Origin of the sequence: Gordonia sp. i37 (assembly GCF_002043085.1) — a bacterium.
GTDB classification, from domain to species: Bacteria; Actinomycetota; Actinomycetes; order Mycobacteriales; family Mycobacteriaceae; genus Gordonia; species Gordonia polyisoprenivorans.
Genome location: NZ_MVPX01000380.1, coordinates 1 through 15,184 on the forward strand (window position 1 = coordinate 1; position 15,184 = coordinate 15,184).

Below are 15,184 nucleotides of genomic sequence, written 5' to 3' on the forward strand. Positions count from 1 at the left end.
AAGGCACAGATCACCGTCGTCGAGTCCGGCCGGCAGACGGCGGACAAGAAGTGCCCACCGGATCGGAGTGGATTACACGCCGATGCCGTTCGTCGCAGTACTTCGTCGGTGAGTGCCTGCGCGTCCCAGTCGCGCGCATCGATCTCGTCGTCGACCATCGCCGGGACATCCTGATGATGATGGCGCACATAGTCATCGCCGGCGACGAAATGGCTGCGCAATGCGTCATGACGCGACATCAGCTCCGATACCATGCGGCGCAGCAGTTCCCGGGGCACCGATCGGGGTAGATCGATGACGAGGGTCATCCAGCCCAGGTGACCCTCCTGTACCGAATCGAGATGGAAACGCTCGTTCTCCGAGACCGCCATGACCGTCACAGCCGACGAGTTCGCCGCTGCGCACTCCGGCATCCACTGCACGAAGCGACCCGGTTGCACCGAATAGTGTTCCAGGCTCGCCAGTTTCATACCGCTGCCCCGGTCGATCCGGTGCGCGGTGCGGGCCGCTCGGCACCCGCGGCGAAGTCGTGCAGGATATCGGCGATCGCGTCGAGGTAGGCACCGATGTTCCGCCGGGCGGTCGCGTTGTCGGGGATCTGGGTCTCCACCGTCACGCAGTCGGTCATCCGGCTCACCCAGAGGTTGGCGTTCTTGGTCTTTCCGACACCGGGGAAACCGACCGTCGTCCGCACCGTCGGGTCCTCGACCCCCGGCAGCCGACGATGATCGAGGTAGGTCACCATCTGCGGCGAACCCGTGATCGGCGGCAACTCACCGGTCTGCGCCAACACCCCGAGTACCGCACCCACCGGCGCGGCTGCGGCGGAGCGGGCGTCGCGGACGGCGTCGGTGGCCGCCCCGATCAGCGACACGAAGTCGGCGTCGGGGTCCACCTCGAAACAGATCGGCGCAAAGTTGCACAACCAGCCCTGGGTGCGTTCGTGCCCGGGGGGACGCGTCGCCAGGGCGGTCGTCGTACAGAACAGGCGATCACCGGTCACCGCCAACTGCGCCGATGCCATTGCCGCGTACAGACACCCGGTGAAGGTGCAGCCGGTCCCGGCGAGCCGCTCGTCGATCCGGGCGGCGTCATCGGCGTCGATCAGATCGCGACGGGCACGGACCGCCGGTACGGCGGTGTCACCGTCGATCCCGAGATCGAGCGGCGAGGTCGGAACCCCGCCCTTGGCCCGCAGTGCCGCCCGCCAGGTGTGGACGCTGTCGGCGTCGGCGGCGACCGCCGCGGCCGACATCGCCTCGGCCCGGATGAAATCCGCGTACTTGCCGACCGACAGCAGATCCGCGGGCTCGCCGTGCACCCGTGCCCGGTAGAGCGCGACGATCTCGGCGAGCGCGAGCCACACCGAGTATCCGTCTCCGTGGACATGGTCGGCGCCCAGATAGAACGTGAAACCCCGCTCACCCGCCGCCGCCCCGAATGCCATGGCGGGTACCGAATCGAAGTCGGTCAGCGAGGTGATGCGTTGCGCCGCATACTCGCCGACCGACGCCTCGTCGAGGACGAGGTCGGGGTCCGGCACGGTGGTGACCATCTCCACCGAATCCGCTGGTGCGACCACGCGGGTGATCCCCGATTCGTCGACCACGTAGTGCGCACGTAGTTCCTCGTGGCGCCGCACGAAGTCGGTGAGCGCCTGCGCCATGGCCTCGGCGTCGAGCGGCTCGTCGAAACGCGTGAGGGAGCCGATGATCGCCCGATGCGGTTCGCCGCGTAGACGAGCGGCGACCGCGGTCGCGAGGTGATCGGACTGCAGGAAGGTTCCCGCACCCGAGGGAGACGAGCCGAGTCTGGCCCGATCCGGGGAGCGCATGGTCCACTCCACGACGGACCCACCCGGAAATGCCTCGCGCAGAAGCGGTCCGAGCTCACCGGGTGGTGAGAACCGCACCGTCACCGGCGCCGGCCGGTCAGTGCGGAGGTATCGGCGAGGACGACCGGGCAGTCGCCGTCGGCGATCACCGAGCGCAGTATGGCGTGGAACGTCGAGAGGAACGCCTCGACCGCAGCGCCCTGCGGACCGGCGGTGAACCGGGCGGAGACGTTGAGGCCGTCCGGGATTCGGTTGATCCAGAAGTACACCTCGTCGGCGTCGGCGGTGGCGCTCCGCAGGACGCGGGCATTGCGCGCGTCCCACTGGTCGGCGCCCTCGGCACGTCGCAGGTCGATGTAGGAGATGACGAATCCCGGCGGGGTCACGTCGCCGCCGATCAGGTCGGCAATCGGGGCGAACGGAGCGCTGCCGGCATCGCGGTACCGTCCGACACTCGCCGCCACGGAAGGCAGTGCCTCACGGAATGTGGTGGCACCACCCAATCGGGCGTGCATCGGGATCACACCGACGAACCATCCCACCGCCTCGCCCCACTCGGGGCCGGTGCGGGTGTGGACGGGGCTGATGAACCGCAGATCGTCGGCCCCGCTGCAGGCGGCACCGGCCACCGTCAGCGCCGTGTACACACCGACGGCCATCGAGGTGCCCGCGGCTTTGCACACCGTGTCGAACGCCTTGGTCTGGGCGGGATCGAGGAGATATGTCGACAGGCTCGACTGGTATCCGTCGTCGGGGATGCGAGGGCAGGTGATCGTCGGAGAATGGCCGTCGGGAACCTCGAAACGAGGGAAGGTCGGCATCGGCCCCGGCTGCGCGACCGATGTCGGGGTCTCGAAGAACTCGCGCCACAGGGTGACGGCGATGTTGTTGGCGTCGATCTGCTCGCCGAGATCGCGTTCGGCGTCGGCGAAATCGAGGTAGCTGCCGTAATCCAGCAGATTGTGCGGCGTTGCGTCCAGTGCGGCCTCGTACAGGGTGGTGAGCTCGCGGATCGCGAAAACCTGTGTGTAGGCATCCATCACGGTGTGGTCGGCGGCGAAGACCAGCAAGAAACGATTGTCGTCGCCGTCCGGTTCGACGGTGACCGCAACGCAGTGGGGCCACCGGAGCGGTGACACGGTGCTGTTGAAGTACTCCTGCACGCAGGCCTGGGCTTCGTCGGCGCTCATCGCGTCGCCGAGTGCGCTCGTGCGGACCGAGATCGCCTGGGCTGCGGTGGTGATCCGGGTCAGATCGTCCTCGGGGCCGGTACCGGCATCGGTGCGCACCGACGACCGGAACGCCTCATGCCTGCGGTACCACTCCTCGATGGCGGCCGCGAGTGCCTCTCGATCGAGGGGACGGTCGATCATGAACGCCGTGCCGATCCATTCGCTGTACCAGTCGGCACCCATCGTCTGGGCGCGGCGCGCGTGCTCGAGGTGCATGTAGGACAGCCGCCGCGGATCGGGCTGCCAGGCGGCGGGGTCGGCGGTCGGCTCCCACGCGGTCACCCGACCGCCGGGAATCCGATAGTCGGCGAGCTCTGTGTATTCCATCGAAACCTCCGGTAATGATCGTGTGAACGGGACGGAGCAATTGTTGAAAGCGCATCAACTGTTCAAGCCGCGGGCAATGGTGGGCCAACTCTGCGTCTGCTGGTCGCGCCAGTACGGCCAGGAGTGCGTTCCCGGATCGACGTATCGAATCGTCGCGGGAATGCCGGAGGCGACGAGTCGGGACTGCAATTCCCGTGTACACAGGTAGGTACCGAATTCGATTCCACCCCCGACGACCTGGCGATTCGCCGGGTCACTGTTTCCCGGGTACCCCGGCTCGTCGTACTTGCCGGGCATCCCGGTTCCACTGGAGACATACACCGTCGTGCCGCGCAGATTGCCGGCCAGCGACACCACGTCGTGCGCGGCCCATTGGGGATCGTTGGGAGGGCCCCACATGTTGTCGGGGTTGCCGCCGAATGCGGTGACGATTCCCCGCGGATACGTCTGTCCGGCCAGGCCGGTGGTGGTGTAGCAGCCACTGTAGGAGGCGACCGCCCGATAGAAACCCGGATGGCGTGCGGCGAGCACCAACCCGGCACCCGCACCCATCGAGATGCCTGCGATCGCCCGCTTGCCGTTACCGTTGAACGTGGCATCGATCAGCGGCGGCAGCTCGTCGATCAGGAATGTTTCCCATTGGTAGCGGCCGAGTTTGGGATCATCACGTTCCCAGTCGGTGTACAGGCTGCCGTTGCCCGCCAGCGGCATCACGACGTTGACGTTCTTGTCGGCGTAGAAGCGCCGGGCATCGGTCTTGCGCAACCACATGCTGTTCTGCGGGTCTTCTTCACCGAGTCCGCTGAGCAGGTACAGCGACGGACGAGTCCGGTCGGCGTGTGCCGGGGTGAGCACCTGCACCTTGATCGTCTTGCGCATCGCCGGGGAGTACACATAGAGGGCGGTGAGGTCGGTCCCCTCCGACGCCGTCCGTACGATGGACGCCTTCTGCGGCGTCGCGTATGCGGCCCCCGGCTCACCGACGACCCCGGTCATCACCGCGGCAGCGACGACCAGAAGACCCGCGGAAACGCGGAAACGCCACCGCGAACGGCGACCAGAATCACCCGACAAATCAGCACCTCGCGAACAGTGAACAACCGAGAAATGTGGCTCAGATAGACCGCCAGCACGCTCAAGATAACCCGAACTCGCGGTATTCGTCACAATTTCTTTCTCCGGATCAATGGATTACGTTGTCGAACCATGTGGCGTTTTCTGCGAGATTCCTGTGAAATCACTCGTGGCGGGTAAACCAAAGCAGACTTTGAATGGCGCCGAATCGTCCGGATCTCGGTAGGCTACGTATCGCAATCGCGTCGAGAAAGGAGCCCGGCATGGTCGTTTTGCCTCCGACCGCCATCGAGGCCGCGTCGCTGCGCAAGACGTTCGGGCGGGTCACCGCGGTCGATGACGTCTCCCTGTCGGTCCCGACCGGCTCGGTGTGCGGACTGCTCGGCACCAACGGCGCAGGTAAGACCACCACGGTCCGCATGCTCTCGACGCTCCTCCGCCCCGATGGGGGCAGCGCGCGCATCTTCGGCCGCGACGTGGCGACCCAGGGCACCGCCGTGCGCTCCCTCATCGCATTGACCGGTCAGTATGCATCGTTGGACGAGGATCTCAGCGCCGAGGAGAACCTACGATTATTCGCCGAGCTGCGTGGTTTCAGCAAAGTCCGAGCGCGTTCTCGTGCCGACGACCTGATCGGACAATTCGGACTTTCTCACGCCGCCCGCCGTGCGGTCTCCGGCTATTCCGGCGGAATGCGCCGTCGCCTGGATCTGGCGTGTTCCCTGATCACCGCGCCGCCATTGCTGTTTCTCGACGAGCCCACCACCGGCCTCGATCCGGCGACCCGGGCACGGGTGTGGCAAGCCGTGCGTGAACTCGTCTCGGGCGGCACTACGGTACTGCTGACCACGCAATATCTCGACGAGGCCGACAAGCTGTCGGATTCCATCGTCGTGATGGATTCCGGACGTGTCGTCGCCGAGGGCACGGCCGACACCCTCAAGGAACGCATCGGCACCAAGTCGCTGCACGTGATCATCACCGACGCCGCACAACTGCCCCGCGCGGCCGGGGTCTTGCAGCAGAGCCTGGGCACCGAGGTGGCGCAGGTGGCCGGCGAGGCACGACTGTCGGCGTCGATCACCGATCCCGGACTGGCGGCGCGCGCTGTCGCCGATCTGGAGGCCGCGTCGGTCGGTATCGTCGAATTCTCGGTTCAACGCCCGACGCTCGACGATGTGTTCTTCGCCCTCACCGGCGATCCGGCGACCCACGATGCAGCGGGCAACGAGATCTCGTGGCAGGACGCCTCATGACCGAAGACGTGCTGGGCGCCCGCACCATCGAGACCGCCGACGCCATCGAGGGTGCCGAGAACCCCGCGGTCGGCATCGAATGGCCGATCACCCCACTCGATCGGGTGCCGCTCTCGCAGGCGCTGCGACAGATCCTCGCCCTGGCACGGCGAGGTTTCCTGCGGATGCGCCACTCGCCGCAAGGCCTCATCGACGTCGTCGTCGTACCGATCGTCTTCACCGTGATGTTCGCCAGCATCTTCGGCGGTGCGGTCGCCGGTGGCGTCGGAAATTACCTGCAGCTCTTGGTTCCCGGCGTGTTGGTCTCGGTGTCGGTGACGACGTCCATCGTCACCGGAACCCAATTACGGGAGGACATCGACAGCGGCGTCTTCGACCGGATCGTGTCGATGCCGATCGCTCGGATCGCCCCCTTGGCCGGACTGCTCATCGCCGACACGGCGCGCTACCTCATCGCGACCACGGTCTCGCTGGCGGTGGGTCTGGCGATCGGCTATCGACCCACGAGCCCCCTCGGTGTGCTGCTCGGCGTGGTCCTCGTCGTCTTCGCCGCGTTCTCGTTGAGCTGGATCTTCGCCCTCATGGGTGTGCTGCTGTCGAAGGTCTCGGCGATCCAGGGCATCTCGATGCTGATCCTCATGCCGATGACGTTCACCTCCAACGCCTTTGTGCCGACCTCGACGATGCCCGGATGGCTCGGGGTGATCGCCGAGATCAACCCGATCTCACACCTCATCTCGTCATTTCGCGCACTCGCCAATCACGGGCAGTTCACCGCGGACGTCGGATGGACACTCCTCGGCTGTTGCGTGATCCTGGTGATCTTCGCCCCCGCGACCCTGCGCGCCTACCTCACACGCCTATGACCAACCACGACACGGACATCCGGCGTCGCCCCACCGAGCGTTTGGGTACCGAGCGCCTGGGTACCGACGACGACCTGTTCATCCGCATGGAGCACGCCCTCGGACTCGGTGTCATCAACCAGGGGGCATGGCGATTCGACGGCCGTCTCGATCCGGATGTCTTGTCCACCCTGGCGACTCGGCTACGGTACGGGCGTCTGTCCCGCCTCGCACGACGTCGCCCGCCTCCGGTCCGTGATCGCTGGCATTACACACCGGCAGCGGGGATGACCCACTTCGAGAACGAGCCCGTCGCCGAGGGTGACGCCGTGGCATGGGCGCGACGGCAGGCCGAGCGCGGGGTCGACAGCGTCGACGGACCGGCGTGGCGACTGACCGCCGCGTACTCGGCGGACGGGCGCTCCACCCTGGTCTCGCTGATCGCCGCACACGCCGTCGCGGACGGATGGTCGATGGTGACCGCGGTCGAAGAAGCCGTTCGCGGAAACGATTACGCCGTCACCACCGAACCGGTGGGTCCACTCGACGACGTCATCGACGGTGTGCGGACCGCCGCTCGAGCCGCGCTGGCCACGGGTCGACTCATCGCCGGCACGGTCGGGTCCCGGCGCGAACCCACCCCGGCCGGCCCGGTGCGACCGGGGGGACTCATCGCGGAGGAACCCTGCGGAATCCTATTGAGCATCCCGGCCGACGACTACGCGCGCGCTGCCGCACGTGCGCACGGCAGCGCGAACGCGTTGTTCGTCGCGATCATGGTCGGACTCCTCGCCGAGGCCGGGATCGTGGGACCCGATAACGTTGTTCCCGTATCGATTCCGGTGTCGATGCACCCCGAGGGGGACCGTCGGGCCAACGCCACCACCGGGACGACGGCCCGGATCCGGGTATCCGACGACCGCTATCACGATCTCACCGCGATTCGGGTGGCCTGCAAGGAGGCCTACCGCAGCGTGACCACGGCCGCGTCCTCGATGGGGAACCTCTCGCAGATCGCGCAGGCGCTCGGCGACGGGCTGGTGCGACGCCTGGCCGCCAACGGCTCGACGCCGATGTGCCTGGCGTCGAACCTCGGCGAATTGTCGCCCGAATTCTGCAGCCTGGGAAGCGGACTCGATGCCGAGATCGCGGTGCGCGCCTTCACCGGCCGGCCGGCGGGCACGGCCGACTTCGGTGGCGGTGTGAGCGGATGGTTCGGCGTCGGACCCCGTGCGATCGGGCTGGCGGTGACGTCCCTCGATCCGCGGCTGGCCGCCGATGACGCCGCCCTGGCGGCCCTGGTGCGCGCCGAGTTGAAGCGATGGGAACTCGAGGCGAGCGAGTGGGGCGGATGAGAATCGCCTTCGCGCTGCACGGCAGCCGCGGCGATGTCCAACCGGCGGCCGCGGTGGCCGCCGAGTTGGTGCGGCGTGGTCATTCGGTGCGATTGGCCGTGGCGGCCGATCTGGTGGAATCCTTTGCACGAACGATGATTCCGACCACCGAGCTCTGTCCGTCGACCGCGGATCTGCTCGCCAGTCCACTGATCCGCAACGACCTCAAGTCGCGCAATCCGCGCACCCGATTCCGGGCGCTGCGCGAGGTCAGCGCGTACGGGGTGGAGCAGTCCGAGCGGGTGATGGCCGAGCTCGCCGACGAGTCGGACGTCCTCGTCACCGGCCTGCTCGCCCAGGACCGGGCCGCGACCATCGCCGAGAGCCGCGGGATCGCCTTCGTTCCCCTGCACTACTGCCCGGTGCGTGTCTCGGGCTCGGTCTCGCCGGTGTATCGGGATGTGCCGCAGTTGGTCTCACGCGTGGCATGGACGCTCGCCGATCGGGTCATGTGGCGCTCGACCCGCGGCGCCGACCGCCGACTGCGCGCACGTTTGGGGTTGCCGCCGGACCGGCGCCCATTCAGCAGACGTCTGCGCGCGGACGGAATCCCCGAAATCCAGGTATATGACCCGGTCCTGTTCCCCGACCTGCCGCGCGAGTGGGGATCGCAGCGCCCCTTCGTCGGATTCCTGTGCCCGGACAAGGAGATCCGGACGGCGATCAACGACGGCCTGGACCGGACCGACGCGGCCATCGGTTTCGCCTGCTCGGGACCGCCGCCGGTCTATGTCGGTTTCGGCAGCATGCGAACCCCCGTGGACCGGATGGAGTTCGTGGTCACCACCCTGCTCGATCGAGGTCTGCGAGTGATCGCCCACACCGATCTGGACCTTCCGATCACGGATTCCCGTCTGTTCCGAGTATCCGGAACGGTGGATCACGAAGCGCTGCTGCCGCATTGCCGCGCCGCGGTGCACCACGGTGGCGCCGGGACGACGGGTTCGGTCCTGCGGGCCGGGATTCCGTCAGCCGTCGGATGGTTCAGTGCCGACCAACCGATCTGGGCGGCCGCGTTACGCCGCTGCGGTGCGGGAACCGGAAGCCGGTTGAGCCGGATGAGTGCTGACGATCTGTCGGTGCTGACCGACCCGGGCGCGCAAGCAGCCGCACGTCGGATCGCCGAGCGACTCCTTCCCCCGCATCATGCGGTCGACGTCGCGTGCGAGATCATCACGACCGCCGCGGCGTCGACGACCTGAGTTGTCGACCACCGAAGGGTTGTCGTCCGCCTGAAGGACACGGCTGCGACTCGGATGGCGTCGAGCCGGAGCGTGATGTTTGGATGGCGGCATGTTCGGGGTCCTCACACCTTGTCGTCACCGTCTGGGAGACGAACTCGCCGACCGGTGGCGCGCACATCTTTGCGGGTTGTGTCTGGCGTTGCGCGACGGTCACGGCCAAGCCGCGCGACTGACCACCAACACCGACGCGGTGATGATCTCGATCCTCACCGAAGCCCAATACGGCGGTGCGGCAACGACCACACGAGCGGGCCGATGCCCACTCCGGTCCCTGCGGACGGCCACGGTGGTGACCGCCACCGACCCGGGTATCCGGCTGGCGGCCGGCGCGTCGCTCGCCTTGGCCGCGGCCAAGGCCGACGATGTCCGCGCCGAGCAGCGCCTCGGACTCGCGCCACACTCACCGATGAGGTCGGCAACCGCCCGGGTGATCGGATCACGGTTACATGCGGCGGCGTCGAATGCACCGGTTCTCGACGTCGAGCGCATCCTGCACACCCTGCACCGTCAGCCCGAGATCGAGTGCACTGCCACATCTCTCGGCGAGATCACCGATCCCAGCGGCCAGGCGTGCGCCGAGGTGTTCGCTGCGACCGCCGATGCCTCGGGCGTGCCGGACAACCGCGCCGACCTCGCGGCCATCGGTTACGACTTCGGCACGATCGCCCACCTGCTCGACGCCGTCGACGACTATCACGCCGACGCGCTCGATGGTGCATACAATCCATTGCGCGCCACCGGAACCGAGGTGACGGCGGCGCTGGCCGAGTGTCGCGACCGGCGTGACCGGATCACCGAGCGATATTCCCGGCTCCGACTCGACGACGACCGGTTGCTGCGGGCAGTATTCCTCGACGGTCTACGGCACGCGATCGCCCGCCGGATGCATGCGCGGACCCGGTGGCCCGCCACGCGACCACCGGACTTCCCCGACTCCTGGCCCTATCCCCCGCCGTTCCCACCGAACCGACGATTTCGTGATCGCCTCGGCCCGTTCCTGTGGACCGGCTGCACGGGCCGGGCGTGCTGCGCCGACCACTGGAATCACTGCAGTGACAAATTCACCGACCCCTGCTGCAACGACGACTGCGGGGATTGCTGCGACTGCTGCGACTGTGATTGCACCTGAACGCTTTCGGTCGATGCCGCTCAGCCGACCCCGCGTCCGGCCGACTCCCAGAACTGTGCGCGCAACGCCTTCTTGTCGGGCTTGCCCAGCGCGGTCAACGGCAGCGCGTCGGCGAAGATCACCTGCTTGGGTGACTGCACCGCACCCTTGCGTTCCTTGACCGCACTCTGGATCTCGGCGGTGATCCGCGCCCGTCCCGCATCGTCGGATGCGGCGTCGGCACGCAGCACGACGACCGCGGTGACCGCCTCGCCCCATTTGTCGTCGGGTACCCCGATCACGCCGACCTGTGCGACGGAAGGATGTTCGGCGACAACGTCTTCGACCTCCCGCGGAAAGACGTTGAAGCCGCCGGTGACGATCATGTCCTTGGTGCGGTCGACGATGTACCAGAAGCCGTCGTCGTCTTCCCGGGCGACATCACCGGTCCGCAGCCAACCGTCCCGGAAGGTCGCCGCGGTCTGCTCGGGTAGGCCCCAATAGCCGCCGGCGAGAAGCGGTCCGGCCACACAGATCTCGCCGGGTTCACCCGGCGCGACGGGCGCGTCGTCGGGGCCGAGGAGCGCGGTGCGCAGGAAGGCCGACGGCCGGCCACAGCTCGACAGTCGGCGGGTGTCCTCGCCCGGTTTCGGGTGGTCGTGCTTGCCGAGGTAGCTGATCACCATGGGGGCCTCGGACTGCCCGTAGTACTGGGCGAAGATCGGACCGAAACGTTCGATGGCCTCGGCGAGCCGCACCGGATTGATCGGCGAGGCACCGTAATACACGGTTTCCAGCGACGAGAGGTCACGGGTTTTCGAGTCGGGATGATCGAGGAGCGCATAGAGCATCGAGGGCACCAGCATGGTGGCGCTGATCTTCTTCTCGTCGATCGTCGCGAGAACCTGTGCGGGGTCGAACTTCGACAGCACGATCATCGTGCCGCCCTTCATCAACGTCGGCACGAAGAACGCCGCACCGGCGTGCGAGAGCGGCGTACACATCAGGAACCGTGGTCGCTCCGGCCATTCCCACTCCGAGAGCTGGATCTGGGTCATCGTCGCCATCGCCGACGCGGTTCCGATGACACCCTTGGGTTTTCCGGTGGTCCCGCCGGTGTAGGTGATCGACACGATGTGATCGCCGGGCAGCGCCGCCGCGGTCAGCGGGCGGGGCGAGAACGTGTCGGCCTCGGCGATGATGTCGCGACCGTACGCGGACAGTTCCTCCGGCACCGGCCCCAGGGTGAGGACCTGCTTGAGGCGCTCGACGCGGTCCACCAGCGCCACCGCCCGCTCGACGAACATCGGCACCGGATCGATGACCAGTGTGGTGACCCCGGCGTCGGAGAGCACGTAGGCGTGATCGTCGAGCGAGCCGAGCGGATGCAGCGCGGTGCGCCGCCAGCCCTGGGTCTGCCCGGCACCGATCACCAGGAGTACCTCCGGACGGTTGAGCGCCAGGAGTCCGACCGCGGTTCCCGATCCCGCCCCCACCGACTCGAAGGCCTGCACGTACCGGCTGACCGCGTCGGCCATCTCGCCACCGGTGAGTTCGGTGTCGCCGAGCTCGAGCACCTTGTGGTCGCGATGCCGTCGCAGGGCCGCGACCATGAGATCACCCAGATGGACCCCGCTGCGCAACGGGTCGTATTCGGTCACAGAGCTGTCCTCAGTCATACGAACAGACTAGGACGTGTTTCAGAACTGAGGAAGGGTGTGGCAAAGATTCGTCGATGACGTGCACAGATATCGCCGATCGTAGACGAGAATAGGACTAGAACGTGTTACAGATCGAGTCTGCCCTCATGGGCGGCGACTCCACACTAGGATCGAGTCATGACTGACCTGGACCTGGCGACCTCCCGTCGCGACATCACCGACGCACTTCTGACCGCCCTCGAGCGGCGCCACGAGGTTCTCGACACCATCGTCGAGGCCGACAACCACTCCGAGGCGGTCGCCGCGATTGCCGAGCTGCTGGACAAGTCCCAGCTCGGGGCCGAGGCGATCCTCGACATGAAACTCGATCAGCTCACCAAGGACGAGCGCCGCAAGAATCAGGCCGAACTCGACGACCTGAACTCGGCGCTGACGTTCACCCTCGCCGAGCGACCGGCCTCGAGCGGTGACACCCTCGATCTGCGCCCGTTCTCCCCGGAGGAGGACGCCGACCTCTTTGCCACACGTACCGCCGAACTCGGCGTGGCCGGTGACGGCTCGGGCGCTCCCGCAGGCGATCTGGCCGAGGAACTGAGCAAGGCGACCGCGCGCGTCGACGACGAGGAAGCCGTCTGGCTCGTCGCCGTCGAAGGGGAGTCCAAGGTGGGCTTCGTCTTCGGCGAGTTGACCTCCGGCGAGGTCGATGTGCGGATCTGGATTCATCCCGAGCACCGCAAGAAGGGTTACGGCACCGCCGCCCTGCGCAAGTCACGCTCGGAGATCGCCGCCTACTTCCCGGGTGTGCCGATGGTGGTTCGGGCGCCGGGCGCCTGAACGGTGGTGACCTCGTGCGGGTCGGTGCGCTCAGCCGACCCGCCGGGGCAGCCCGAATCGGGCGACGATCGCGCGGATGCGGGTGTCCTCGTCGATGACGAAGGTTTCCGACACCGGCGCCGCGAGCCCCAGCATCTTCGGTGCGACGTGTACGAGGTAGCGGGTGGTGACGCTGTGCCCGTCGACGGTGGCCTCGAATCCACTGACACGGTGGATCAGCAGGAACTGCGGTCCGCGTTCCAGACTGCGTGCGATATGCGGTCCGTTGCGCCCGGTCTTGACACCGAATTCGACTCGGGTGCAATCCGGATGCAGGTCGACCCCGCTCGCGTCGTGACTGACCAGTGCGTCGACATAGGCCCGTGCCGCCGCGACACGGGCCGCCGCCACGGAGTCGGTCATGGTTCCCCCAAGAGGTATCTGCCCAACGGTGTCAGCGCGCGCCGTAGACCGGCATCGGCACCGGCGCCTTACCGATGATCTCGGCGATCACCGGGCCGAGTTCGGACGATTCCCAGCGCGCACCCTTGTCGCGTTCGACGCTACGCTGCCAGCCGTCGGTGATCGAGATCTTGCCGCCTTCCACCTCGAAGACCCGACCGGTGACCTCACCCGACTGCGGCGAGGCGAGCCAGCACACCAGCGGCGAGATGTTCGCCGGATCCATCACGTCGAAGGAGCCGTCGTCGGGGGCGGCCATCTGCGCGGCCATCGCCTCGCCGGCACCGAGGGTCATCGCGGTGCGTGCCGCCGGTGCGATCGCATTGACCGTGACACCGTAACCGCCCATCTCGGCGGCCGCCTGAACGGTCAACGCCGCGATACCGGCTTTGGCGGCGACGTAGTTACCCTGACCGACCGAGCCGTACAGGCCCGCCCCGGACGAGGTGTTGACGACGCGGGCGGTGCGCGGGCTGCCGGCCTTGGCCTGCGCCCGCCAGTAGGCGGCGGCATGACGCAGCATCACGAAGTGCCCCTTCAGATGCACGCGGACCACGGCGTCCCACTCCTCCTCGGCCATCGAGACCAGCATGCGGTCACGCACGAATCCGGCGTTGTTGACCAGGACGTCGAGTGCGCCGTATTCGTCGACGGCCGTGGCGATGATGCCGGCCGCGGTGTCCCAGTCGGCGACGTCTCCGGTGGCGGCAATCGCGTCCCCGCCACGGTTACGGATCTCGTTGGCCACCGCGTCGGCGGCCTCGGCCACGAAGTCGTTGACGACCACCTTGGCGCCGTCGGCGGCGAAGGCCACCGCATGGGCCCGGCCGATTCCCTGACCCGCACCGGTCACCACGACCACACGACCCGCATTGGACGCGCTCTCAGCCACTGTTGTTGTCCTCTCAGATGTTTCGGTTCACAGCGTAGTTGTACAGATCAGGCGTCCGGGCAGATCAGACGTCGTTGCCTGCGTTGGCGGCGGCGAGGAAGGCCGGTAGCTCGCCCCCGCCGTGGACGGTCAGTGTGGCGCCGGTGATGTAGCCGGCCAGTGGCGAGAGCAGGAACGCCGCGGCGGCGCCGACATCGGCGGGGCGCGCCATGCGACCCATGGGAATCGTCCGGCCGACCGCGGCGATGCCCGCGTCGTCGCCGTAGTGCAGGTGGGCCTGCTCGGTTTCGACCGGTCCGGCGACGATGGAGTTCACCCGAACCCGGGGCGCCCATTCCACGGCGAGTGAGGTGGTGAGACTGTCGAGTCCGGCTTTGGCGGCCCCATACGCGGAGGTACCCGGGGAGGCGCGGTGCCCACTGACGCTCGAGATGTTGACGATCGCGCCACCGCTCTCCTGACCACGCATGACGGCCTGCGCCGCACGCGCGACGATCAGCGGGGCAAGCAGATTCAGTTCGACGATCTTGCTCGCGAAGCGTGGTGAGGCGTCGGCCGCCAGTGCGAACGGCGACCCGCCCGCATTGTTGATCACGCCGTCGATCCGCCCGTGGGTCTCCACGATTCGCGCGAGGGTGGCGGCCACGGCGTCCTCGTCCCGCACATCACACGGCAGAAATGTTGCAGCGGAAACTGATTCGAGCTCGTCACTCGAATGTCGAGCGCAGGCCACCGGGGTCGCGCCGAAGTCGGCGAGGGCGGCAACGATACCGAGTCCGACACCTCGGGCGCCGCCGGTCACCAACACGACCCGTCCGGCGAGCCCGAGGTCGTATCGGCCCGGCCGTCCGGTCACCTGTGCCGCTGTCGTCATGGGTGCTACCCTACCAAAGAACCAAGCAATTGCTTGGTTGGTTTTCTTCAGCGCTTTGCCGAGAGGAGCACGCGTGCCGATCACCACTACCCGCACCGATGGCGGGGTCGTCACCGTCACCGTCGACTACCCGCCGGTCAACGCGCTGCCGTCGTCGGCGTGGTTCGC

General features: G+C 67.4%; 13 protein-coding genes and 2 pseudogenes. 7 read left to right on the forward strand and 8 right to left on the reverse strand.

The window, feature by feature from the left end:
* From B1964_RS18665 to B1964_RS18680, 4 genes and pseudogenes are all read right to left on the reverse strand, one after another.
* Positions 1 to 470 (reverse strand): annotated as a pseudogene (locus tag B1964_RS18665) (condensation protein); the annotation flags it as partial.
* Positions 467 to 1,834, reverse strand: a complete 1,368-nt coding sequence (locus tag B1964_RS18670) for a condensation domain-containing protein (protein ID WP_253194061.1) — start codon at positions 1,832 to 1,834, stop codon at positions 467 to 469. The pseudogene B1964_RS18665 and the gene B1964_RS18670, both read right to left, overlap by 4 nt.
* Before the next feature lie 80 nt (positions 1,835 to 1,914).
* Positions 1,915 to 3,393 carry a condensation domain-containing protein gene (locus B1964_RS18675; RefSeq protein WP_079930817.1) on the reverse strand — a complete coding sequence of 493 codons (1,479 nt, stop codon included), beginning with the start codon at positions 3,391 to 3,393 and terminating at the stop codon, positions 1,915 to 1,917.
* A gap of 54 nt (positions 3,394 to 3,447) precedes the next feature.
* Positions 3,448 to 4,467 carry an alpha/beta hydrolase family protein gene (locus B1964_RS18680; protein WP_014361522.1) on the reverse strand — a complete coding sequence of 340 codons (1,020 nt, stop codon included), beginning with the start codon at positions 4,465 to 4,467 and terminating at the stop codon, positions 3,448 to 3,450.
* 263 nt (positions 4,468 to 4,730) lie between these two features.
* Between B1964_RS18680 and B1964_RS18685 the strand changes: the two genes are divergently transcribed.
* From B1964_RS18685 to B1964_RS18705, 5 genes are all read left to right on the forward strand, one after another.
* On the forward strand, positions 4,731 to 5,723 hold the full coding sequence (locus B1964_RS18685) for an ATP-binding cassette domain-containing protein (protein WP_079930818.1): 993 nt from the start codon (positions 4,731 to 4,733) through the stop codon (positions 5,721 to 5,723).
* Positions 5,720 to 6,589, forward strand: coding sequence for an ABC transporter permease (locus B1964_RS18690; protein WP_079930819.1), 870 nt, complete (start codon positions 5,720 to 5,722; stop codon positions 6,587 to 6,589). The genes B1964_RS18685 and B1964_RS18690 overlap by 4 nt, the downstream gene beginning before the upstream one ends.
* Entirely contained in the window at positions 6,586 to 7,923 is a 1,338-nt protein-coding gene (locus B1964_RS18695; RefSeq protein WP_079930820.1) for a hypothetical protein, read from the forward strand. The genes B1964_RS18690 and B1964_RS18695 overlap by 4 nt, the downstream gene beginning before the upstream one ends.
* Positions 7,920 to 9,164: a nucleotide disphospho-sugar-binding domain-containing protein gene (locus B1964_RS18700; RefSeq protein WP_079930821.1), complete on the forward strand. Its 1,245-nt coding sequence runs from the start codon at positions 7,920 to 7,922 to the stop codon at positions 9,162 to 9,164. The genes B1964_RS18695 and B1964_RS18700 overlap by 4 nt, the downstream gene beginning before the upstream one ends.
* Positions 9,165 to 9,255: 91 nt before the next feature.
* Positions 9,256 to 10,335 (forward strand): DUF5685 family protein, encoded by a 1,080-nt coding sequence (locus B1964_RS18705; protein ID WP_079930822.1) that lies wholly within the window; start codon positions 9,256 to 9,258, stop codon positions 10,333 to 10,335.
* 20 nt (positions 10,336 to 10,355) lie between these two features.
* On the opposite strand, the gene fadD8 is transcribed toward B1964_RS18705, so the two are convergent.
* Positions 10,356 to 11,993 carry a fatty-acid--CoA ligase FadD8 gene (gene fadD8 / locus B1964_RS18710; protein ID WP_079930823.1) on the reverse strand — a complete coding sequence of 546 codons (1,638 nt, stop codon included), beginning with the start codon at positions 11,991 to 11,993 and terminating at the stop codon, positions 10,356 to 10,358.
* A gap of 159 nt (positions 11,994 to 12,152) precedes the next feature.
* Here fadD8 and B1964_RS18715 point away from each other — a divergent pair, with 159 nt between their 5' ends.
* Positions 12,153 to 12,809: a GNAT family N-acetyltransferase gene (locus B1964_RS18715; RefSeq protein ID WP_006371960.1), complete on the forward strand. Its 657-nt coding sequence runs from the start codon at positions 12,153 to 12,155 to the stop codon at positions 12,807 to 12,809.
* Positions 12,810 to 12,839: 30 nt separating this feature from the next.
* Here B1964_RS18715 and B1964_RS18720 read toward each other — a convergent pair whose 3' ends face one another.
* The 3 genes from B1964_RS18720 to B1964_RS18730 form a co-directional block, all read right to left on the reverse strand.
* A complete protein-coding gene (locus B1964_RS18720; RefSeq protein WP_079930824.1) occupies positions 12,840 to 13,211 on the reverse strand; it encodes a hypothetical protein in 372 nt (123 codons plus the stop codon).
* 31 nt (positions 13,212 to 13,242) lie between these two features.
* Positions 13,243 to 14,142 (reverse strand): SDR family oxidoreductase, encoded by a 900-nt coding sequence (locus B1964_RS18725; protein ID WP_006371958.1) that lies wholly within the window; start codon positions 14,140 to 14,142, stop codon positions 13,243 to 13,245.
* 64 nt (positions 14,143 to 14,206) lie between these two features.
* The gene (locus B1964_RS18730; RefSeq protein WP_172398892.1) at positions 14,207 to 15,016 is read right to left on the reverse strand and encodes an SDR family oxidoreductase; all 810 of its coding nucleotides are present in this window, start codon (positions 15,014 to 15,016) and stop codon (positions 14,207 to 14,209) included.
* Positions 15,017 to 15,089: 73 nt separating this feature from the next.
* On the opposite strand from B1964_RS18730, the pseudogene B1964_RS31100 reads away from it, so the two are divergent.
* A pseudogene (locus B1964_RS31100) lies at positions 15,090 to 15,184 on the forward strand (enoyl-CoA hydratase); the annotation flags it as partial.